General features: G+C 68.5%; 19 protein-coding genes. All 19 read left to right on the top strand.

Translation table 11 applies throughout. From position 1 onward, the window contains the following. The first annotated feature begins 4 nt into the window (after nucleotides 1-4). The 19 genes from BVG12_RS01455 to BVG12_RS01365 all read left to right on the top strand — a co-directional run bounded on the left by BVG12_RS01455 (nucleotide 5) and on the right by BVG12_RS01365 (nucleotide 20,848). The gene (locus tag BVG12_RS01455; protein WP_169926774.1) at nucleotides 5-1,066 is read left to right on the top strand and encodes an acyl-CoA dehydrogenase family protein; all 1,062 of its coding nucleotides are present in this window, start codon (nucleotides 5-7) and stop codon (nucleotides 1,064-1,066) included. A gap of 8 nt (nucleotides 1,067-1,074) precedes the next feature. Next, entirely contained in the window at nucleotides 1,075-2,274 is a 1,200-nt protein-coding gene (locus BVG12_RS01450; RefSeq protein WP_075790840.1) for an acyl-CoA dehydrogenase family protein, read from the top strand. A 9-nt stretch (nucleotides 2,275-2,283) separates the two neighbouring features. Further along, a complete protein-coding gene (locus tag BVG12_RS01445; protein WP_075790839.1) occupies nucleotides 2,284-3,456 on the top strand; it encodes an acyl-CoA dehydrogenase family protein in 1,173 nt (390 codons plus the stop codon). Next, nucleotides 3,456-4,232, top strand: coding sequence for an SDR family NAD(P)-dependent oxidoreductase (locus BVG12_RS01440; protein ID WP_075790838.1), 777 nt, complete (start codon nucleotides 3,456-3,458; stop codon nucleotides 4,230-4,232). Before BVG12_RS01445 ends, BVG12_RS01440 begins: the two co-directional genes overlap by 1 nt. Before the next feature lie 9 nt (nucleotides 4,233-4,241). Further along, nucleotides 4,242-5,246 (top strand): phosphotransferase family protein, encoded by a 1,005-nt coding sequence (locus BVG12_RS01435; protein ID WP_075790837.1) that lies wholly within the window; start codon nucleotides 4,242-4,244, stop codon nucleotides 5,244-5,246. Beyond that, nucleotides 5,246-5,650, top strand: coding sequence for a DUF6285 domain-containing protein (locus tag BVG12_RS01430; RefSeq protein ID WP_075790836.1), 405 nt, complete (start codon nucleotides 5,246-5,248; stop codon nucleotides 5,648-5,650). Before BVG12_RS01435 ends, BVG12_RS01430 begins: the two co-directional genes overlap by 1 nt. Before the next feature lie 27 nt (nucleotides 5,651-5,677). Continuing rightward, a complete protein-coding gene (locus BVG12_RS01425; RefSeq protein WP_075790835.1) occupies nucleotides 5,678-6,859 on the top strand; it encodes an acetyl-CoA C-acyltransferase family protein in 1,182 nt (393 codons plus the stop codon). A gap of 308 nt (nucleotides 6,860-7,167) precedes the next feature. Next, a complete protein-coding gene (locus BVG12_RS01420) occupies nucleotides 7,168-8,688 on the top strand; it encodes a class I adenylate-forming enzyme family protein (protein ID WP_169926773.1) in 1,521 nt (506 codons plus the stop codon). A gap of 18 nt (nucleotides 8,689-8,706) precedes the next feature. Further along, the gene (locus tag BVG12_RS01415; protein ID WP_075790834.1) at nucleotides 8,707-9,561 is read left to right on the top strand and encodes an enoyl-CoA hydratase; all 855 of its coding nucleotides are present in this window, start codon (nucleotides 8,707-8,709) and stop codon (nucleotides 9,559-9,561) included. A 29-nt stretch (nucleotides 9,562-9,590) separates the two neighbouring features. Beyond that, complete coding sequence (locus BVG12_RS01410) at nucleotides 9,591-10,880, top strand: FAS1-like dehydratase domain-containing protein (RefSeq protein ID WP_075790833.1); 1,290 nt, start codon at nucleotides 9,591-9,593, stop codon at nucleotides 10,878-10,880. Nucleotides 10,881-10,884: 4 nt separating this feature from the next. Further along, nucleotides 10,885-12,099 carry an acyl-CoA dehydrogenase family protein gene (locus BVG12_RS01405; protein ID WP_075790832.1) on the top strand — a complete coding sequence of 405 codons (1,215 nt, stop codon included), beginning with the start codon at nucleotides 10,885-10,887 and terminating at the stop codon, nucleotides 12,097-12,099. Then, a complete protein-coding gene (locus tag BVG12_RS01400) occupies nucleotides 12,096-13,175 on the top strand; it encodes an acyl-CoA dehydrogenase family protein (protein WP_075790831.1) in 1,080 nt (359 codons plus the stop codon). The genes BVG12_RS01405 and BVG12_RS01400 overlap by 4 nt, the downstream gene beginning before the upstream one ends. Then, nucleotides 13,175-13,618 carry a PaaI family thioesterase gene (locus BVG12_RS01395; RefSeq protein WP_075790830.1) on the top strand — a complete coding sequence of 148 codons (444 nt, stop codon included), beginning with the start codon at nucleotides 13,175-13,177 and terminating at the stop codon, nucleotides 13,616-13,618. The genes BVG12_RS01400 and BVG12_RS01395 overlap by 1 nt, the downstream gene beginning before the upstream one ends. A gap of 20 nt (nucleotides 13,619-13,638) precedes the next feature. Then, nucleotides 13,639-14,436, top strand: coding sequence for an alpha/beta fold hydrolase (locus tag BVG12_RS01390; RefSeq protein WP_169926772.1), 798 nt, complete (start codon nucleotides 13,639-13,641; stop codon nucleotides 14,434-14,436). 86 nt (nucleotides 14,437-14,522) lie between these two features. Further along, a complete protein-coding gene (locus tag BVG12_RS01385; RefSeq protein ID WP_075790828.1) occupies nucleotides 14,523-15,728 on the top strand; it encodes an acetyl-CoA C-acetyltransferase in 1,206 nt (401 codons plus the stop codon). 28 nt (nucleotides 15,729-15,756) lie between these two features. After that, nucleotides 15,757-17,910, top strand: coding sequence for a 3-hydroxyacyl-CoA dehydrogenase NAD-binding domain-containing protein (locus tag BVG12_RS01380; protein WP_075790827.1), 2,154 nt, complete (start codon nucleotides 15,757-15,759; stop codon nucleotides 17,908-17,910). Further along, nucleotides 17,907-18,692, top strand: coding sequence for an enoyl-CoA hydratase-related protein (locus BVG12_RS01375; RefSeq protein WP_075790826.1), 786 nt, complete (start codon nucleotides 17,907-17,909; stop codon nucleotides 18,690-18,692). Before BVG12_RS01380 ends, BVG12_RS01375 begins: the two co-directional genes overlap by 4 nt. A gap of 10 nt (nucleotides 18,693-18,702) precedes the next feature. Further along, nucleotides 18,703-19,860: an acyl-CoA dehydrogenase family protein gene (locus tag BVG12_RS01370; RefSeq protein WP_075790825.1), complete on the top strand. Its 1,158-nt coding sequence runs from the start codon at nucleotides 18,703-18,705 to the stop codon at nucleotides 19,858-19,860. 16 nt (nucleotides 19,861-19,876) lie between these two features. Further along, on the top strand, nucleotides 19,877-20,848 hold the full coding sequence (locus BVG12_RS01365; RefSeq protein WP_075790824.1) for an NAD(P)H-dependent flavin oxidoreductase: 972 nt from the start codon (nucleotides 19,877-19,879) through the stop codon (nucleotides 20,846-20,848). Nucleotides 20,849-20,852 lie beyond the last annotated feature (4 nt).

Genomic DNA, 20,852 nt, shown 5'->3' with positions numbered 1-20,852 from the left:
GCAAATGCTGCGAGATAACGCCCGGCGCTTCCTGAGCGAGACCGCGACTTTCGAACGGTGGCGCCGCCACCTGGACAGCGGCGCCGGACTCGATCGGGCGCTCTGGCGCGAGGTTGCCGAACTGGGCTGGAGCGGCGCCGCCGTGCCGGAAACGTTCGGCGGCCTGGGCCTGGGGCCCATGGAGTTGTGTGTGCTTGCCGAGGAACTCGGCCGGGTGCTGGCGCCCCTGCCCTTCATCGGCACCGCCAGCATTGCGGTAGATATCCTCAGCCGCAGCCCGACGCCCGAGGGCAACGCGCTGCTGGAACGCATCGCGACCGGCGACGCGGTCATCGCGGTGGCCGGCCTGGATGCCGACCAACCTGCATCCAAACTGGTGTTGCGCGACGGCCGCGTCGACGGCAGCCTGGGCGCCGTGGCCTGGCTGGAACAGGCCGACTACGCCATCGTGTACGCCGGCGAACCGGACACGCCGTCGCTGCTGCTGGTGGACCTGGCAGGCGCCGGCGTGGAGCGACGCACGCTGAGGCTGATCGATCCGCTGCTGCCGCACGGCTCACTGACGCTCACGCAGGCGGCGACGACGGTGCTTGCCCGCGGCGCGCAGGCGCGCGAACTGCATGCACGGGCACGCAACCTCGGCGCGGTGCTGACCGCTTTCGAGCAGATCGGCGCCGCCGACACGGCCTGCGCACTGGCCGTCGCTTACGTGAAGGAACGCCATGCGTTCGGCCGCCCGGTGGGCGCTTATCAGGCGGTCAAGCACAAGCTTGCCGACATGGCGGTGAAGACTGAGCTGGCACGCTCGAACTGTTACTTCGGTGCCTGGGCGCTGGTGGACGGTCCCGACGAGCTCGACCTGGCGGCGGCGGCGGCCCGCGTCAGCGCCATCGACGCCCTCGACTACGCGGCGCAGGAATGCCTGCACCTGCACGGCGGCATCGGCTATACCTGGGAAGCCAACTGCCACTTCTACTATACCCGCGCCCGTGTCCTCGCGAGCTCGCTGGGCAACGCCGCGCTCTGGGGCGAACGCCTGCTGCACGCCGCCACCGCCCAACGATAGGAATTGCCATGGACTTCAACGACACCCCACAAGAGGCCGCGTTCCGCGCCGAGGTACGCGACTGGCTCTCCAGCCATGCGAACGCCTACCGCCAGCCGCTGCCCGCCGACATTACCGAAGCCGATTTCATCGCCCGCGCGCGCTCCTGGCAGAAAGTCAAGGCGGAAGCCGGCTATGCCGCCATCCGCTGGCCGCGCTCCGAAGGCGGTCTCGACGGCACTCCGATCGAGGAAGTCATCTTCGCCGAAGAAGAAGCACGCTACCACGTACCGGTCGGCCCATTCGTCACCATTGGCACCCACCTCGCCGTCCCCACGTTCCGCGTGCATGCCACGACCGAGCAGGTCGCCCGCTTCACCCGCCCGACGCTGTACGGCGACCTGCTTTGGTGCCAGCTGTTCTCCGAACCGGCTGCCGGGTCCGACCTCGCCGGACTGCGCACCCGTGCCGTGCGCGATGGCGACGACTGGGTGATCAACGGGCAGAAGGTGTGGACCTCGTGGGCCCACGTGGCCGACTGGGGCATCCTGATCGCCCGTACCGATCCGGGCGTCGCGAAACACAAGGGCCTGAGCTACTTCGTGGTGGACATGAAGACGCCCGGCATCGAGGTACGCCGCATTCGCCAGATCTCAGGCGAGTCCGAATTCAACGAAGTCTTTCTCACCGACGTCCGGATCCCCGACGCCAATCGCATCGGTGCCGTGGGCGAGGGCTGGAAGATTGCCATGACTACTCTGATGAACGAGCGCTTCAGCGTTGGCGGTGAAAGCCAGGACGAGCCGCAGGCGGCGGACCTCGCCGCGCTGCTGCAGCGCGCGGGCCCGGCCGGACTGCCGTATCGCCTGCGCGCCGCGCAGTTGCTGGCCCAGGAACAAGGTCTGAAGTATTTCCGCTGCCGCCAGATCACGGCCCTTTCGCGCGGCGATACGCCGGGCGCGATCGCGGCCATGGGCAAGCTGGTGCAGTCGAACGTGATGCAGGAAATGTCGCGTATCGCGCTGGACGTCACGGGAACCGCTGCGCTCGCCTGCGCCGGCGACGACCCGGCGATTAGCAAGTTCCAGCACGGCTATTTCTGGTCCGCCGCTCTGCGGATCGCCGGCGGCACCGACGAAATCCTGCGCAACCAGATCGCCGAACGCGTTCTCGGCCTGCCGGGCGACATCCGGGTCGACAAGGACCTGCCTTTCTCCCAGCTCAAATAAGGATTCGCGATGGATTTCGAACTTTCCCCCGCGCTGCGCGACCTGCAGGCACGGACGCGCAGTTTCATTGCCGACCAGATCATTCCCTACGAAACCGATCCGCGCTGTACGCCGCACGGCCCGACCGAGGACTTGCGCCGCGAGCTCGTCGCGCTCGGGCGGGCGGCCGGCCTGCTGTCGAGCCACGTGTCCAAGGAAATGGGCGGTCTCGGACTCGACCACCGTGCCAAGGCCATCCTGTTCGAGGAAGCGGGCTATTCGCCGCTGGGCCCGGTGGCCTTGAACATCCACGCGCCGGACGAAGGCAATATGCACCTGCTCGAGGAAGTGGCCACCCCGGCGCAGAAGGAGCGCTGGCTGCGCCCGCTCGCGGCGGGCACGATCCGTTCCTGCTTCTGCATGACCGAACCGGCGCCGGGCGCGGGCGCCGACCCGAGCATGCTGCAGACCACGGCCGTCCGCGACGGCGACGACTACGTCATCAACGGCGTCAAGTGGTTCATCACCGGTGCCGAGGGCGCCTCCTTCGCCATCATCATGGCCAAGCTGGAGGACGGGAATGCGACCATGTTCCTGGCCGACATGGACCGCCCCGGCATCGTGGTCGAGCGCCTGATGGACGCGCTCGATTCCTGCTTCGCCGGCGGGCATGCGGTGGTCCGCTTCGACAACCTGCGCGTGCCGGCGGCCGACATCCTGGGCGCGCCCGGCGAAGGCTTCCGCTACGCGCAGGTGCGTCTGTCGCCGGCGCGCCTGACCCACTGCATGCGCTGGCTGGGCGCGGCCCGGCGTGCGCACGACGTCGCCACGCGCTATGCGGCACGGCGCCACGCGTTCGGCAAGACCCTCGGCCAGCACGAAGGGGTCGGCTTCCAGCTGGCCGACAACGAAATGGACCTGCATGTCACCCGGCTGTCGATCTGGCACTGCGCCTGGGTGCTCGACCAGGGCCATCTCGGCAAGCACGAGTCGAGCATCGCCAAGGTGATCGCCTCGGAGGCCGTGTGGCGCGTGGTCGACCGCAGCGTGCAGGTGCTGGGCGGCCAGGGTGTGACGCACGAGACCATCGTCGCCCGCATCTTCGCCGACGTGCGCGCCTTCCGCATCTATGACGGTCCGTCCGAGGTGCACCGCTGGAGCATCGCGAAGAACATCCTGCGTCCGTACCGGGAGCAGGCGTGATGGGCGCCGTCGACAGCATCTTCCGCCTCGACGGCAAGATTGCGCTGGTCACCGGCGCATCCAGCGGCCTGGGTCGTCACTTCGCGCTGCTGCTGGCGCGCGCCGGCGCGGCCGTCGCGATCGCCGCGCGGCGCGCGGACAAGCTGCACGACCTGGCACGCGAGCTGGAGGCACTGGGTGCCCGCGCGCAGGCCGTGGACCTGGACGTCACCGATGCCGCAAGCGTGGTGGCGGCCTTCGACCGGCTGTGCGGCACGCTTGGTTGTCCGGACGTGATCGTCAACAATGCCGGCGTCACCGTCACCAAGCCGCTGCTGCAGCAAACCGAAGCGGACTGGGACAGCGTCATCGACACCAACCTGAAGGGCGGCTGGCTGGTTGCGCAGGAAGGGGCGCGCCGCATGGTCGCGGCGGGCAAGACCGGTTGCCTGGTGAACGTGGCGTCGATCCTCGGCGAACGCGTCGCCGGCGGCGTGGCCCCGTACGCGATCTCGAAGGCCGGCGTGGTGCAGGCGACCAGGGCGCAGGCGCTGGAACTCGCACGCCACGGCATCCGCGCCAATGCGCTGCTGCCGGGCTATATCGTGACCGACCTGAATCGCGACTTCCTGGAAAGCGCGGCCGGCGACAAGCTGCGCGCCCGCATTCCGACCCGCAAGTTCGGCCAGCTGCACGACCTCGACGGGCCGTTGCTGCTGCTGGCGAGCGATGCCGGCCGCCACATGAGCGGCGCGGCGATCGCCGTGGACGGCGGCCACCTGACCAGTTCTTTGTAAGGAGCGTCCATGCAACAAGCCATGCAGGAAGCCATCTGCGCATTCGTCGCACGCGCGAGCGGCGCCCGCAGCGCCGCTATCCTCGCGCTCAAGCAGTTGTCCGGCGGCGCGATCCAGGAAAACTGGCTGGTGCAGTTCGCGCTGGACGGCGGTCCGTACGCGGGCACCCTTGACACCGTGGTACGCACCGATGCGCCGTCCGGTGTCTCGCTGAGCCATTCGCGCGCCCAGGAGTTCACCCTGCTGCGCACCGTCCACGCGGCCGGCGTCACGGTGCCGGAACCGCTCTGGCTGTGCGAGGACAAGGACGTGATCGGACGCCCGTTCTTCGTCATGCGGCGCGTCGGCGGCACCGCGAGCGGCCATGTGCTGGTCAAGGACGCGCCCGGCACCGACGGCCTGGCTTACCGGCTCGGCAGGGAACTGGCGCGCATCCACAGCGTACGCCCGCCGCAACCGGCGCTGGGTTTCCTGCCGCGCTACGACGAGAGCCCGGCCATGCACCTGGTCGGCAAGTTCCGCGCTTTCCTGGACCGCCATCCCGTTCCCTATCCCGCGCTGGAATGGGGCTTGCGCTGGCTCGAGCGCCACGCGCCGCCGGCGCGGGACCTCGTGCTGTGCCATCGCGATTTCCGCACCGGCAACTACATGGTCGACGAGCACGGGTTGACCGGCATCCTCGACTGGGAATTCGCGGGTTGGAGCGACCCGCTCGAAGACATCGGCTGGTTCTGCGCCAGGTGCTGGCGCTTCGGCGCGGTCGCCAGGGAAGCCGGCGGGATCGGCGCGCGCGCGGACTTCTACCGCGGCTACGAGGAGGAAAGCGGCACGCCGGTCGCGCGCGCGCTGGTGCCCTACTGGGAAGTGATGGCGCACGTGAACTGGGCGGTGATCGCCATCCAGCAGGCGCAGCGCCACGTTTCCGGCGAGGAGTCCTCGCTGCTGCTCGCGCTGACCGGGCATATCGTGCCTGAGCTGGAATGGGAAATACTCAACCTGACGGAGCAAGACTGATGCGAGAAGAACCGAGCGGTGCCGCCCTGCTACAGGCAGCCACGACATTGATACGGGAAGACCTCCTGGCCGCCCTTCCCGATGACAAGCGCCACAACGCACTGATGATCGCCAATGCGATGTCGATCGCCATGCGCCAGCTGGAATACGGCGGCGTGCCGGAAGAAGGCGAGATGATCGCGCTGCGCGAGCTGCTCGGCATCGGCGCCGGCGATGGCGGCACCGGGACGCCGATGCGCGCCATGCTCGCGTCGCTGAACCGCGAACTGGCCCAGCGCATCCGCTGCGGCCAGGCCGACCCCGGCGCCCCGCTGCACGCGCCGGTCCTGGCCCACCTGCGCTCGGCAGCCCGCCAGCGCCTGCTGGAAAGCAGCCCCAAGACCCTGAAAGCCAGGGCCGCCTGATCCGGCCCCAACCCAAAAGGAAACATCATGCAACGAGAAGTCGTCATTGTCAGCGGTGTACGCACCGCCATCGGAAGCTTCGGCGGCAGCCTGAAGGACTTCGCCCCGACCGACCTCGCGGCGCGCGTCACGCGCGAAGCGCTGAAGCGCGCCGGCGTCGGCGGCGAGGAAGTCGGCCAGGTCGTGTTCGGCAACGTCATCCACACGGAAGCGAAGGACATGTACCTGTCGCGCGTGGCCGCCGTCGACGCCGGCATCGGCCATGCGACGCCGGCCCTCACCCTGAACCGCCTGTGCGGCTCCGGCCTGCAGGCGATCGTCTCGGCCGCCCAGTCGGTACTGCTGGGCGACTGCGACATCGCGGTGGCGGGCGGCGCCGAGGTGATGAGCCGCGCCCCGCACGCCACCGGCGCGCTGCGCTGGGGCACCCGGATGGGCGACGTCGGCTTCACCGACATGATGACCGGCGCCCTGACCGACCCGTTCCACCAGGTCCACATGGGCATCACCGCGGAGAACGTGGCGGAGAAATTCGGGGTCACACGGGTGCAGCAGGACGCGCTCGCGGCCGAATCCCACCGCCGCGCGGCGCAAGCCACCGCGGCGGGCCATTTCAGGGAACAGATCCTGCCGATCGCCATCAAATCGCGCAAGGGCGAGGTCGTGTTCGACACCGACGAGCACACGCGCGCCGACACGACGGCGGACAGCCTGGCGACGATGCGGGCCGCGTTCAAGAAGGACGGCAGCGTCACGGCGGGCAATGCTTCCGGGATCAACGACGGCGCCGCCGCGCTCGTGCTGATGGACCGCGCGGTCGCCGAGCAGCGCGGCGTGCGGCCGCTGGCCCGCCTGGTGTCGTATGCGCTGGCCGGCGTCGATCCGCAGTACATGGGCATCGGGCCGGTGCCGGCCAGCCGCAAGGCGCTGGAACGCGCCGGCCTGACGATCGCCGATATCGACGTGGTCGAGGCGAACGAAGCCTTCGCCGCCCAGGCCTGCGCCGTTGCCCGCGAACTGGGGCTGGACCCGGCCAAGGTGAATCCGAACGGCTCGGGCATCGGCCTCGGCCATCCGATCGGCGCGACCGGCGCAATCATCAGCGTGAAGGCGCTGTACGAACTGCAGCGCAGCGGCGGCCGTTATGCCTTGGTGACCATGTGCATCGGGGGCGGGCAAGGTATCGCTGCCATCTTCGAACGTCTGTAACACGGCTTGCGGCGTGCGCCGGCCCGGCGCCACGCCGCCTCACGGCTGGCTGGCCGCCGGCGCACCAGACGTACCCCTCCTCCTTTTCGTACCGTCCCTGCCTCCCCCGTCGCCTTGCCGGCCCCCGGTCCTTCCGCCCGATCACGGCCGTCCGTCACATCTATGCACCGGTATGCCACGCCAGCTTCTGACACCGGAACTTTCCCCTTGCGTAATCGTATATATGATTGATAGAATTAGGATCATTATGATCAATGTATCAAACGTGTCCGCGTCCCCAATGGACGCTTCGAAAAAAGGATAAGTACATGTCACTCGGACTTGCGGAACGCATCACAACGGTATTGGCACTCGAGCCCGGGAAGGGAGCGATCGAATTCAACGGCGCCTGGCACAGCTGGGAGGAAATCCGCGACGCGATGCGCCAGCTCGACGACCTGCTGACCAGTGCCGGACTCGGTGAGGGCACGCCCATCGGCATCATCCTGCGCAACCGGCCGGCCCATTTCCCGGCCCTGCTGGAGGTGCTGGCTTCCGGCCGTTGCGTGGTGACGATTAACCCCTTCCAGCCCGCGGAAAAGCTCGCCAACGACATCCGCAAGCTGCGCCTGCGGGCCATCGTCGCGGACGCCCAGGACTGGGCGCTGCCCGAACTGGGCCAGGTCGTGCGGGAACTGGGGAGCCTCGCCATTCGCGCCGACAGCGCGCCCACGCTCGGGATGTCCCTGCTGGCGCCGGGCAGCGGTACAGCGGACGGCTTCCACGAGCCCATGCACGGTACCTGCATCCTCATGCTAACGAGCGGCACGACCGGACCGGCCAAGCGCATCCGCCTGCCGTTCAAGCACTTCGAGCGCGCCATCTTCGACGCCGAGTATTACGAGACCAAGGGCGGCGCGATGAAGCTGCAGATCAAGGACACGCCAGCCGTGCTGGCCACGCCGCTGGTCCACATCGGCGGCATGTATGCGGCGGTCGCGGCCGTTGCGTCCGCCCGTCCGACGGTCATCCTGGAAAAGTTCAGCGTGGCCGAATTCCGGCGCGTGCTGGCGGCGTACGGCCCGAAACTGATCGCGCTGCCGCCGACCGCCGTGCGGATGATCCTCGACGCCGGCGTGCCGCGCGAAGAACTGGCGTGCCTGCGGGCGATCCGCACCGGCAGCGCGCCGCTCGATCCGGCGCTGCAGGAATCGTTCGAGTCGCACTACGACGTACCGCTGCTCGACGCCTATGGCGCCACCGAGTTCGCGGGCGCGGTGGCCGGCTGGACCCTGAAAGATCACCAGCTCCACAGCAAGACCAAACGCGGCTCGGTCGGACGCGCCCAGCCCGGTTGCCAGTTGCGCGTCGTGGCGCTCGACACGTTCGAACCGGTTCCCTGCGGCACCGTCGGCCTGCTCGAAGTCAAGACCAGCCAGGACGCCGGCGCCTGGATGCGCACGACCGATCTGGCGGAGATCGATGCCGACGGCTTCGTCTTCATCCGCGGCCGCGCCGACGACGCCATCGTGCGCGGCGGCTTCAAGGTGCTGCCGCGCGAGGTCGAAGCCATCTTCCGCAAGCATCCCGCGGTGAAGGACGCCTGCGTGGTCGGGCTTCCGGACACCCGCCTGGGCGCCGTACCGGTCGTGGCCATCGAACTGCTCGAGGACAGCGCCGCGGTGACGGCGGACGAACTGGTGAATTTCGCCCGCAAGGACCTGGTGTCGTACCAGGTGCCGGTCCAGGCGATGATCGTGCAGGCCCTGCCGCGCACGCCGTCGCTGAAGGTGAGCCAGCACGAAGTCCGTAACCTGTTCCTGTCGGCCCAGCAGCCGCAGGTTGCCTGACCCGTGGGAGCGATCGACATGCAAGCCGACAAGTCCGAACAACTGGTACTCGAACACCTGGAAGACGGCGTGCTGACGCTGACGCTGAACCGTCCGGAACGCCTGAATGCCCTCAACCCGCCGCTGATGCGCGCCCTCACCGACGCGGTCAAGGCGGCCGCCGTCAACCACCAGGCGCGCGTCGTCGTCCTCACCGGCGCCGGCAAGGCGTTCTGCGCGGGCGGCGACATCGGCGGGAAACCGGAGAAGAAAAACCTGACGCCGGAGGAGGAAGCGGCAGCCGCAGAGCGCGCCGCGCGCCGCCCACCCGACAACGTCGCCAGCCGCATCGACTGGTTGCGCGGCAACATGGAGGCGGCGCAGGTGCTGTACGAGATGGGCAAGCCGACCATCGCCATGATCCGTGGCGCTACCGTCAGTGTCGGCATGGCGCTGGCTGCCGCCTGCGACTTCCGCGTGGTATCCGAGCGTGCCAGCTTCACCACCGCGTTCATCAAGGTGGGCCTCACGGGCGACTATGGCGCCAGCTGGTTCCTGACGCGCCTGCTGGGCAACGCGCGCGCGCGCGAGCTGATGTTGCTGTCCGACACCGTCGATGCCCGCCGTGCCGACGCGCTCGGCATGGTCAGCCGCCTGGTGCCGGACGAGGAACTGGAAAACGCGACGCTGGACCTGGCCCGCCGCCTCGCCGCCGGTCCCCCGGTGGCCTATCGCTTCATGAAGAAAAACCTGGCCGCGGCCGCTGAGGCATCGCTGGCGGACCTGCTCGACCTGGAAGCGCGCCACATGGTGCTGGCCGCGCAGACCGCTGACCACCGCGAAGCCGTCAAGGCCTTCGCCGAGAAGCGCCCACCCGTATTCACCGGCTCCTGAGCCTTCCCTAAACGATAACGGAGACACCCATGTCCGACGCCAGTATCAGCGACGAATTCAAAAAAGCCACTTCCTACGAGCTGACCGACAGCGACATCGAGCGCGCCAGGCTGCTGCTCCACCACGACCTGGCCAGCCGCGACCAGGAACAGATCTCGACCGCTACCGAGGACAACATCCGTAGCTTCGCCTATGCCTGCGGCAGCGACGATCCCCTGCATTGCGACCCCGCCTGGGCCGCCGCGACCCGCTGGGGCTCGGTCATCGCGCCGAGCATGATGGCCGGTGTGATCAACAAGCCGATGCTCGGCGACCCGTACCCGCCGGAGCTGAAGCAGGCCAGCAAGAGCCTGTTCCGCGGCATCCACATGTTCATCTCCGGCGGCGAGTGGACCTTTTATCGTCCGATCTTCCCGGGCGACACCCTGTACAGCTTCGGTGGCGAGGACGGACTGGAGGTCAAGCAATCGGAATTCGCCGGGCGCTCGGTCACGCGCTTCAACAGCCAGGTCAAGGTCAACCAGCGCGGCGAAGTGGTCAGTGTGTATCGCTACCGCGCCATCCTCACGGAACGCAAGACCGCCCGTGAAAAAGGCAAATACGCGGACATCAAGCCGGCCGAGTACAGCGACGAGGACATCGCCAGGATCGACGGGATCTACGCGGCCGACACGCCGCGCGGACTGGACAAGCGTTACTGGGACGATATCGAGACCGGTGAACCGCTGCGCGCGGGCGCATCCGGCCCGCTGACCGTCACCGACATCGTCACCTTCCATGCCGGGGGCTACGGCTTCGTGCCGTACGGCCTGCGCGTGGGCCGCATCTGGCACAAGAACCGCCAGCGCATCGCGCCGTTCTACGTCAAGAACAAGTACGGCATCCCCGACGTCGCGCAGCGGCTGCATTGGGACAACGAATGGGCGCAGGCCATCGGCAACCCGATGGCCTACGACTACGGTGTCATGCGCGAGAACTACCTGTTCCGCTACATCAGCGAATGGGCCGGGGTGGACGGATGGGTCTACAAGCAATACGACGAAATCCGCAAGTTCAACTACATCGGCGATACCCAGTTCATCAGTGGCGAAGTCACCGGCAAGCGCCAGGAGAACGGCCTGAACCTGGTCGACCTGTCGGTCAAGATGACCAACCAGCGCGGCGAAATCACGGTGCTGTGCACGGCCACCGTCGCGCTGCCCAGCCGCGCCGCGCCCCAGGTCCTGCTCCCCGAGGTCCCGCAGGCGCTGCAGCAGCGCGCCGCGCGCATGATGGCCCGGCACTGGGAACTGACGGCCGAAAAGAATCGAAAGGGCTGATCCCATGGACTTGAGCTACAGCGCGGAATCGGACGCCTTCCGGCGCGACGTCGCCGCCTTCCTGAAGGCCAACTGGGATGCAGCCGCGGCGGCAGCCGCGCCGGACCGGCGCGAGCGCGAAGCCGCCCTCCGCCGCAAGGCGGTCGAACACGGTTACCTGTACCGGGGCATCCCGCGCCAGTACGGCGGCTCGGAACAGCAGCCCGACATCCTCAAGGCGCACATCATCCGCGAGGAATTCGGCAAGGCGCGCGCGCCCATGGAAATCCCGGGCGTCGGCGTGCAGATGGTCGTGCCGACGCTGCTCGAATGCGGTAGCCAGTGGCAACGCGATTTCTTCGTGGCCAGGACGCTGAACGGCGAGTTCCGCTGGGCCCAGGGCTACAGCGAACCGGACGCCGGCAGCGACCTCGCCTCGGTGCGCACCTCCGCCGAACTGGTGGACGGCCACTGGGTCATCAACGGCCAGAAGACCTGGAGTTCGCTCGCGCACAAGGCGCACTACATGTTCGCCCTGGTGCGGACCGACCGGACCGCCCGCAAGCATGCCGGCCTGAGCTACCTGCTGCTGGACCTGAAGCAGCCGGGCGTGACGATCCGGCCACTGAAGCAGATCACCGGCGACGCCGAATTCTGCGAAGTGTTCTTCGACAACGTGCGCACGCCGCAGGACTGGATCGTCGGGGCACCGGGCGAGGGCTGGGCGGTCTCGAAGACCACGCTGTCGCACGAGCGCAGCGGTTTCATCGGCTCGGCCGCGACGTCCGTCGCGCTGTTCGGCAAGCTGGTCGAACTGGCCCGGCACACGATGTTGAACGGACGGCCCGCGATCGAGGATCCCCTCGTGCGTGAACGCTTGGGCGTGCTGGACGGCTACGTCAGCGCCCACCAGTACTCGAGCTACCGGCAATTCTCGATGGCGGCGCACGGGCAGGACGCGGGCATCGCCCCGCTGATGAACAAGCTGGTCAACACCCGGATCGCGGACGACGTCGCGGCGATCGCCCGCGACCTGATCGGTTCGAGCCTGATGCTGGCGCCGCCGCTGGCGGGCGGGCGCGGCGCCGGCAACGAGAAGTGGGTGAACCAGTTCATGGGCTCGCTGGGCCTCGCGATCGCCGGGGGCACCTCGAACATCCAGCGCAACCTGATCGCCGAGCGCGGGCTCGGCCTGCCGCGCGATCCCAGCAACGCCGATTCCGCCGTGGTGAACGCATGAATTTCCTTCTCTCCCCCGAACAAATCGAGATCCAGACCGCCGTCGCGCGCTACCTCGACGCGGAATGCCCATCCACCCGCCTGCACGAACTGTTCGACGCACCCGACGGTCGCGCCGACCCGCGGCTCTGGCGTGGCCTGCTCGACCTCGGTGTCGCCGGGCTCGCCCTCCCGGAGGCATATGGCGGCATGGGCCTCGAACTGGTCGACCTGGCGCTGGTCGCGGAAACCCTCGGCAGCCGCGCGGCACCGACTCCCTTCCTGGGCCATGTCATCGCCGCGCTCGCGATCAGCCTGGCCGGCAGCGAAGCGCAGAAGCAACGCTGGCTGCCGGGCCTGGCCGACGGCAGCATCACCGCCACCGTCGCCCTCGCCGAGGACGGCGCGGCGTGGCAACCGGAGCAATGGCGCGTCGCCGCCGCCTCCGCGCTCACGGGGCATAAATCCTTCGTGACGCACGCTGCGCAAGCCGACCTGATCGTCGTCGGCCTGGAGGGCGGCCGCTTCGGCATCGTGCGGGCCGGCGCCGACGGCCTGTCGATCACGCCCCAGGACGGTATCGACCGCACCCGTCCATGCGCAGTCCTGGCCTTCGACCGGACCCCGGCCGAATTGCTGGAAGGTGGGGCCGATGCCGCTGCGCGGCTATGCGACGCCGCCCTGGTGCTGGCGGCGGCGGACGCGTTCGGCGGAGCCAGCCGTTGCGTCGAGATGGCGGTCGACTACGCCAAATTGCGGCGCCAGTTCGGCGTGGTCATCGGCCAGTTCCAGGCGCTCAAGCACCAACTGGCCGACATGGCGACCGATATCGAGCCCGCGCGCGGCCTGTACTGGTATGCCGCGCACGCATGGGACCGGCTACCTGAGCAGGCGAGCCGCAGCGCCGCCCAGGCCAAGGCCCACCTGGCGGACCGCTACCTGCACGTCGCGCGCCGCACGGTGGAGGCGCACGGCGGCATCGGCTACACCTGGGAATTCGACGTGCAGATCTACCTCAAGCGCGCGATGTTCGACTACGCGTGGCTCGGCGTGCCAGCCCTGCACCGTTCGCGCGCCGCCGCGCTGGCAGGCTGGTGATGACGTCCGATACCGACCTGCCGCTCGATCCGCCGCCCGGGTTCGAGCCTTTCGTCCGGCCCCATGTCGGCTTCGCGAACCTGGTCGGGCCGCTGTTCCTGCGCGAGGCCGACGGCCGGGCGACCCTGGGCTGGCGGGTACAGCGCCGACACTGTAACGCCTTTCCGATGGCACACGGCGGCATGACCGCCGCGTTCGCCGACATCGTGACGAGCTTTGTCGTGTATTCGCGCCAGCAACCGCGTGGCGAAGTATTGACCATCAGCCTGACCGTCGATTTCCTGAGCGTGGCGCCGCTCGGCGCATGGGTCGAAGGCACCGGGACGGTGGTCACGATGGGCAGCACCGTCGCGTTTTCCACCTGCGACATCCGCGCCGATGGCAAGCTGATCGGGCAGGCGTCGGGCAAGTTCAAGATCCGCGCCAAGCCAGGCGCCGCCTGAACGTCATGGCCTACGCATGCGTGAACGGCACCGAACTCTTCTACACTGACGAGGGCAAGGGCCCGCCCCTGCTGCTGGTGCACGGCTGGGGCTGTGACTCGCACGACTGGAACTGGCAGCTGGCGCACTTCGGCCAGCGCCACCGCGTGCTCGCGGTCGACCTGCGCGGCCACGGGCGCTCGCAGGTCACCGAATACGGCTACACCCCGGCCGGGTTCGCCGCAGATCTCGCGGTGCTGGTGCGACAGCGCGCCTGCGGGCCGGTGGTGGCGATCGGCCACTCCCTGGGCGGCGTGATCGTAAACGTCCTGGCGGCCGAACACCCCAGGCTGGTACGCGGCGTGATCGGACTGGATCCGGCGTACGGCGAATCCGACGCGGAGCGGCTCACGTCGGCGGCGCTGCTGCGGGCGCTGCGGGTCGCGCCCGGCCGGGTCCTCGCGGCCTCCGCCTTCGCCCAGGCCGACGACGACGGCACACCACAGCACCTGCGCATCTGGCACCGCAGGCGTGCCCTCGGCATGCCGCACCAACCTTTCATCCAGAGTTTCGCCAGCCTGTACGAAGGCCCGGACGCCATTGCGCCACGGGCCGGCAGCGCACTGCTGCTGGCTCGGCGCCGCTGCCCCTTCCTCAGCGTTTACATGGCGCGCCGGCGCGACTGCGCCGAATGGGAAAACGGCCTGCGCCGCCATCCGGCCGACCGGGTCGTCTGCCTGGACACCGGCCACTGGCCGCACCAGCAACGGCCGGAGCTCCTGAACACGATGATGGACGAGTGGATGGCATCCCTGGAAGCCCCGATCACCGCCAAATAAACCTATATATCATTGCGATCTTTATGATATATTTTGTCGGTAGACGCCCTTACGGGCATTCAACGACACAATAAGGAGCCAGGCTTGTGACTGAAGCTTTTATCTACGATCACGTGCGCACGCCGCGCGGCAAGGGACGCCCGGACGGTGCGCTGCACGAAGTACCGGCGATCCAGCTGGCCACGCAGGTGTTGCAGGCACTGCGCGACCGCAGCGCGCTCGACACCGCGCTAGTGGACGACGTCATGATGGGCTGCGTGATGGCGGCCGGCGAACAGGGTGGCAACGTCGCCCGCGTGGCCGCCATCAACGCCGGCTATGCCGAAACCGTGCCCGGCTTCCAGCTGAACCGCTATTGCGCCTCGGGCCTCGAAGCCGTGAACCTGGCCGCGGCCATGGTCGCGGCAGGCCAGGCCGATGCCGTCGTCGGCAGCGGCGTGGAGTCGATGTCGCGCGTACCGATCGCGTCGGACGGCGGCGCCGTCTACACCGATCCGCAACTGGTCTGGAACACCTGGTACATCCCGCAAGGCATCGGTGCCGACCTGATCGCCACGCAGGACGGGTATACGCGCGAAGACCTCGACGCCTTCGCCGTCGAGAGCCAGCGGCGCGCGGCCGCGGCCCGCCAGGCCGGCCATTTCGACGCCTCGCTCGCTCCGGTGCGCGACATCATCGGCACGCCGCTGCTGGCGCGCGACGAGACGATCCGCGAAGTGAGCGGCGCCGACCTCGCCAAGCTCAAGCCGGCCTTCGAGGCAATGGGCGAGCAAAGCGGTTTCGACGGTGTGATCCTGCAACGCTACCCGCGCGTGGAGGCCGTGCGCCACGTGCACACGGCCGGCAACTCGAGCGGCATCGCCGACGGCGCCGCCGCCGTGCTCGTGGCGAACCGGGCGTTCGGCGAACGGGCCGGCATGCGCCCGCGCGCACGCATCCGCGCCTACGCCTCGATCGGGTCCGAACCCGCCATCATGCTGACCGGCCCGGCCGCGGCCACCGAGAAAGCCCTCCAGCGGGCCGGCATGACCATTCGCGACATCGACCTGTTCGAGGTGAACGAGGCGTTCGCGTCGGTGGTGCTGCGCTACATGCGCCACTTCGACCTGCCGCACGACCGGGTGAACGTGAACGGCGGCGCGATCGCCATGGGCCATCCGCTGGGTGCCAGCGGTGCCATGCTGCTCGGTATCCTGCTCGACGAACTGGAGCGGCGCGGCCTGCAGACCGGCCTGGTCACGCTGTGCGCGGCCGCGGGCATGGCGACGACGACCATCATCGAGCGCGTCTGAGCGCACGACAAACCAAGCAAGGACCAGCATGACTACTCTCCACTTTGACATCGATGCCGATGGCGTGGCCCTGATCCGCATCGACCTGCCCGACCGTCCGGTGAACGTCTTCACCCCGGCGCTGACGGCCGACCTGGCCGCCGCCGTCGAACGCGTGCTCGCCACGCCCGCGATCAAGGGCGCCGTCCTTACTTCCGCCAAGCCGACGTTCATCGCCGGCGCCGACCTGAAAGACCTGGTGCGCGCATTCGACGACGGCATCACGCTGGCGCAGGCGGCGCAGCGTTTCGCGGCGGAGAACGCCCTGATGCGCCGCATGGAAACCGGCGGGAAACCGTTCGCCGCCGCGATCAACGGCCTGGCGCTCGGGGGCGGCCTCGAACTGGCGCTGGCCTGCCATTACCGCGTGCTGAGCGACGATCCGAAAGCGGCGGTCGGCCTGCCCGAAGTGTCGGTTGGCCTGTTGCCGGCAGGCGGTGGCACGCAGCGCCTGCCGCGCCTGATCGGGATCGAGAAGGCGCTGCCGCTGCTGACGCAGGGCACCCAGTTGTCCGGCTCCGCAGCGCTGGAACTCGGGATCGTCGACGCGTTGGCGCCGGCCGACCGGCTGGTGGACCGGGCGCGCGATTGGGTGCTGGCCCATCCCGATGCGCAGCAACCATGGGACGTGAAGGGCTTCCGCGTTCCCGGTGGCGCCGGCTGCCTTGCACCGTTCGCCAACAAATCATTCCAGGCCGGCACCACGCTCGCGCGCCGCGCCGGCTACGGCAACCTGCCCGCGCCGCTGGCCATCCTGTCGGCCGTGTTCGAAGGCACCCAGCTGCCGATCGACAAGGCACTGGGCGTGGAAGCGAAGTACTTCGCGCGCCTGTTCGCCGACCCGGTGTCGCGCAACCTGATGCGCACGATGTTCGTCAACAAGGGCGCGGCCGACCGGCTCGTGCGCCGTCCGGCCGGGATCGACAAGACCCGGGTCGCGCGCCTGGGCGTGCTGGGCGCGGGCATGATGGGCGCCGGCATCGCGTACGCCGCCGCCGCCGCGGGCATCGACGTGGTACTGCTCGACGCGACCGCCGAGGGCGCGCAGAAAGGCAAGCAGTATTCGGCATCCTTGCTCGACCGCGACGTCGCCAGGGCCCGCACCACGCGCGACAAGGCCGACGTCCTGCTCGCCAGGATCCGTCCGACCGCCGACTATGCCGACCTCGCGGGCTGCGAACTGGTGGTGGAAGCCGTGTTCGAGAACCGCGCGGTCAAGGCGGACGTGACGGCGCGGGCCGAGGCATTCCTGGGCGACGACGCGGTCTTCGCCAGCAATACCTCGACGCTGATGATCACCGGCCTCGCCGAATGCTCGCGCCGTCCCGCCAACTTCATCGGCATGCATTTCTTTTCGCCGGTGGAACGCATGCCGCTGGTCGAGATCATTCTCGGCGCCCAAACCAGCGAACGGACTCTCGCACGCGCCCTCGACCTGTGCGGGCAGCTGCGCAAGACGCCGATCGTCGTCAACGACGGCCCGTCCTTCTACACCACCCGGGTCTACTGCACCTACGTCGACGAGGGCATGCAGATGCTGGCGGAAGGGGTCGAACCGGCGCTCATCGAGAACGCGGCGCGCATGGCCGGCATGCCGGTCGGCCCGCTGGCCGTCATCGACGAAACGACGATCGACCTGCGCTGGAAGGTCATCCAGCAGGCCGAGGCCGACGGCCTGGACGCCCGCTATACGCGGCCCCCGGGCTATGCGGTCTGCAAGACGATGGTCGAGGACATCAAGCGCCCGGGCCGCCGCTTCGGCGGCGGATTCTACGAGTATCCCGAGGGCGGCAAGAAACGCCTGTGGCCGGGGTTGCGGGACGCTTTCCCGCCGGCGCGCGAACAGCCTTCCGCCGAGGCGCTGAAGCGGCGCTTCCTGGCCATCCAGGCGCTGGAGGCGGCGCGCTGCATGGAAGAAGGCGTGCTGGTGCACGCCGAGGACGGCGACCTGGGCTCCGTGCTGGGCGTCGGCTATCCGGCCTGGACCGGCGGCGCGCTGTCGTACATCGACACCGTGGGTATCGGCGCCTTCGTGGCCGACTGCCGGCGCATGGCGGATGCCTGCGGGCCGCGCTACCTGCCGGGTGCATGGCTGGAAGCGCGGGCGGCGCAAGGTGCGCGGCTGGTGGGGAGCCCGGCATGAGCTCGCCCTGCGCCCTGCCGCACAGCGAGCACGTCCTGAGCCGTGTCGAGGACGGCGTGCTGCATATCACGCTGAACCGCCCTGAACGGCGCCACGCCCTGACGTTCGACATGTACCTGCAGCTCGCGTGGCTGCTGAACATGGCCAACAGTACCGAGGCCGTGCGCGTTGTCCTGCTCAGCGGTGCCGGTGAATATTTTACCGGCGGGAACGACCTGGCCGACTTCATCGGCTTCGAGGACGGCGAGGATTTCGTGCCCGCACATTTCCTCGGCGCGCTGTCGCGTTGCGAAAAGCCTGTCGTGGCCGCCGTCGAAGGCGGTGCGATCGGCGTGGGCAGTACCCTGCTCCTGCATTGCGATGTCGTGTATGCGGGCCGGTCGACACGCTTCCTGATGCCCTTCATTAATTTTGCACTGTGCCCCGAAGGCGCCTCCAGCCTGCTGCTCCCGCGCGCCGCGGGCTACAAGCAGGCGGTGCGCTGGCTGATGCTGGGCGAGCCCTTCGACGCGGCGGAAGCGCAACGCGCCAGCCTGGTGACCGAGGTGGTCGACGACGGCAGCGCGCTCGGACGCGCGGCGGCGACCGCGGCCCGGCTGGCGGCCCTGCCGCATGCCGCCGTCCTCGAGACCAAGGCGCTGATGCGGCGCGCGGAAGCCAGGCTCGTGCAGTCGGTCCTGGACGACGAATGCCACGCCTTCGCGACGCTCCTTGCCGCCCCGGCCGCGCAGGCCGCGCTCAAGGCCTTCACCAACGCGGCCGCGCGCCGCGCCACCGCCTGAGGAGCACAAGATGCGTAGGCATATCTTTGAATCCGAACACGAACTGTTCCGCGATAACGTACGGCGCTTCATGCTGCGCGAAGTGGCGCCGCATGTCGACGACTGGCGCGCGCAGGGCTGCTGCGACCGCGCGGTCTTCCGCAAGGCCGGGGACCAGGGCCTGCTGCTGATGTGGGCGGATGAACAGTACGGCGGTGCCGGCGTGGCGGACTTCCGCTACGAGCAGATCATCTACGAGGAGGCGATCCGCCATGGCGACATCGGGCTGTATCTGAGCCTGCATTCGCGCATCGTCGGCCCTTACCTGGAACGCTTCGGCAATGCCGAACAAAAAGCGCGCTTCCTGCCCGGCTGCATCAGCGGCGAGACCATCCTCGGGGTGGCGATGACGGAACCGGGCGCGGGCTCCGACCTCGCGGGCATGCGCTCGCGCGCCATCGACAAGGGCGACCACTGGCTGCTGAACGGCGCCAAGACCTATATCTCGAACGGCATCAACGGCGACCTGTTCGTCGTCGCCGCGCGTACCGACCCGGACGCGAGATACGGCATCGGGCTGTTCCTGGTGGAGCGCGGCATGCCCGGGTTCGAGCGAGGACGGCGCCTGCACAAGATGGGCATGGATGCGCAGGACACGGCCGAACTGTTCTTCCATGACGTGAAGATCCCGAAGGCCAACCAGCTCGGCGATCCGGTCAAGGGTTTCGCGTACCTGGCGCAGGGGCTGGCCGAGGAGCGCCTGCTGTCGGCCTGCCAGTCGATGGCGCATGCGCAGGTGGCGTTCGACCTCACGCTCGAATTCGTCAAGGAGCGCCGCGCCTTCGGCAAGCCGATCGGCGCCTTGCAGCACACGCGCTTCAGGATGGCCGAACTATGGGCCAGCCTGAACGCCCTGCAGACCTGGGTCGACACGCTGGTCATGCGCCATAACGACGGCGAACTGGATGCCGAGACGGCGGCGGCGGCCAAGCTGCTGACGTCGGAACTCGAAGGACGCGTCACCGACGAATGCGTGCAGCTCCACGGCGGCGCCGGCTACATGGACGAGTACCGCATCAGCCGCATGTTCCGGGATGCGCGCGTTTCGCGCATCTACGCAGGTACGTCGGAAATCATGAAAGAGATCATCGGGCGCGGCCTCGGCCTCGATGAACGAAAAATGCAATGAAAGGGAAGGAAGCAACATGGAAACGCGCGTAACCGAACTGCTGGGCATCAAGTATCCGATCATCCAGGGCGGGATGCAATGGGTGGGACTGGCCGAACTGGCGGCGGCCGTCTCGAATGCGGGCGGCCTGGGCATTCTCACCGGACTGACGCAGCCCACGCCCCAGGCGCTGCGCGTGGAGATCGCACGCTGCCGGGCCATGACCAGCAAGCCGTTCGGGGTCAACATGACGATTTTTCCGACCATCAAACCGCCGCCGTACGAGGAATACATCGATGCCATCATCGACAGCGGGGTCACGATCGTGGAAACGGCCGGCAACAAGGCCAGCGAATACTTCCCCAAGCTGAAGGCGGCCGGGGTCACGATCATCCATAAATGCGTGGCGGTCCGCCATGCGCTGACGGCGGAGCGGCTCGGCGTGGACGCGATCAGCATCGATGGCTTCGAATGCGCCGGCCATCCGGGCGAGGAGGACATTCCCGGCATGGTGCTCATTCCACTCGCGGCCAAGGCCCTGAAGATCCCCGTCATCGCGTCCGGCGGCATCAGCGACGGTGCCGGCCTGGCCGGCGCGCTCGCGCTCGGCGCGGAGGGCATCAACATGGGCACGCGCTTCTGCGCCACCGTGGAAGCGCCGCTGCACGACAACATCAAACAGGCGCTGCTCGCGGCCACCGAGCGCGACACCAACCTCATCTTCCGCACCATGAAGAATACCGCCCGGGTACTGAAGAACGCGGTGTCGGACGAAGTGGTCGCGCTGGAACGCCGCCCGGGCGGATGCGAATTCGGCGATATCCGCCACCTTGTCAACGGACAGCGCGGCGTCGAGGCATTGCGCGCCGGCGACCCGCAGGGCGGCATCATCACGGCCGGCATGGTGGTCGGACTGATCGACGACATCCCGACCTGCGCCGAACTGCTGGAGCGCATGGTGCGCGAGGCACGCCTGCGGCTGCAGCGCGCAGCCGGATACATGGAATGACGAC

The sequence above is a fragment of the Massilia putida genome, from assembly GCF_001941825.1.
GTDB classification, from domain to species: domain Bacteria; phylum Pseudomonadota; class Gammaproteobacteria; order Burkholderiales; family Burkholderiaceae_D; genus Telluria; species Telluria putida.
This window is presented reverse-complemented; position numbering and strand designations above follow the sequence as displayed.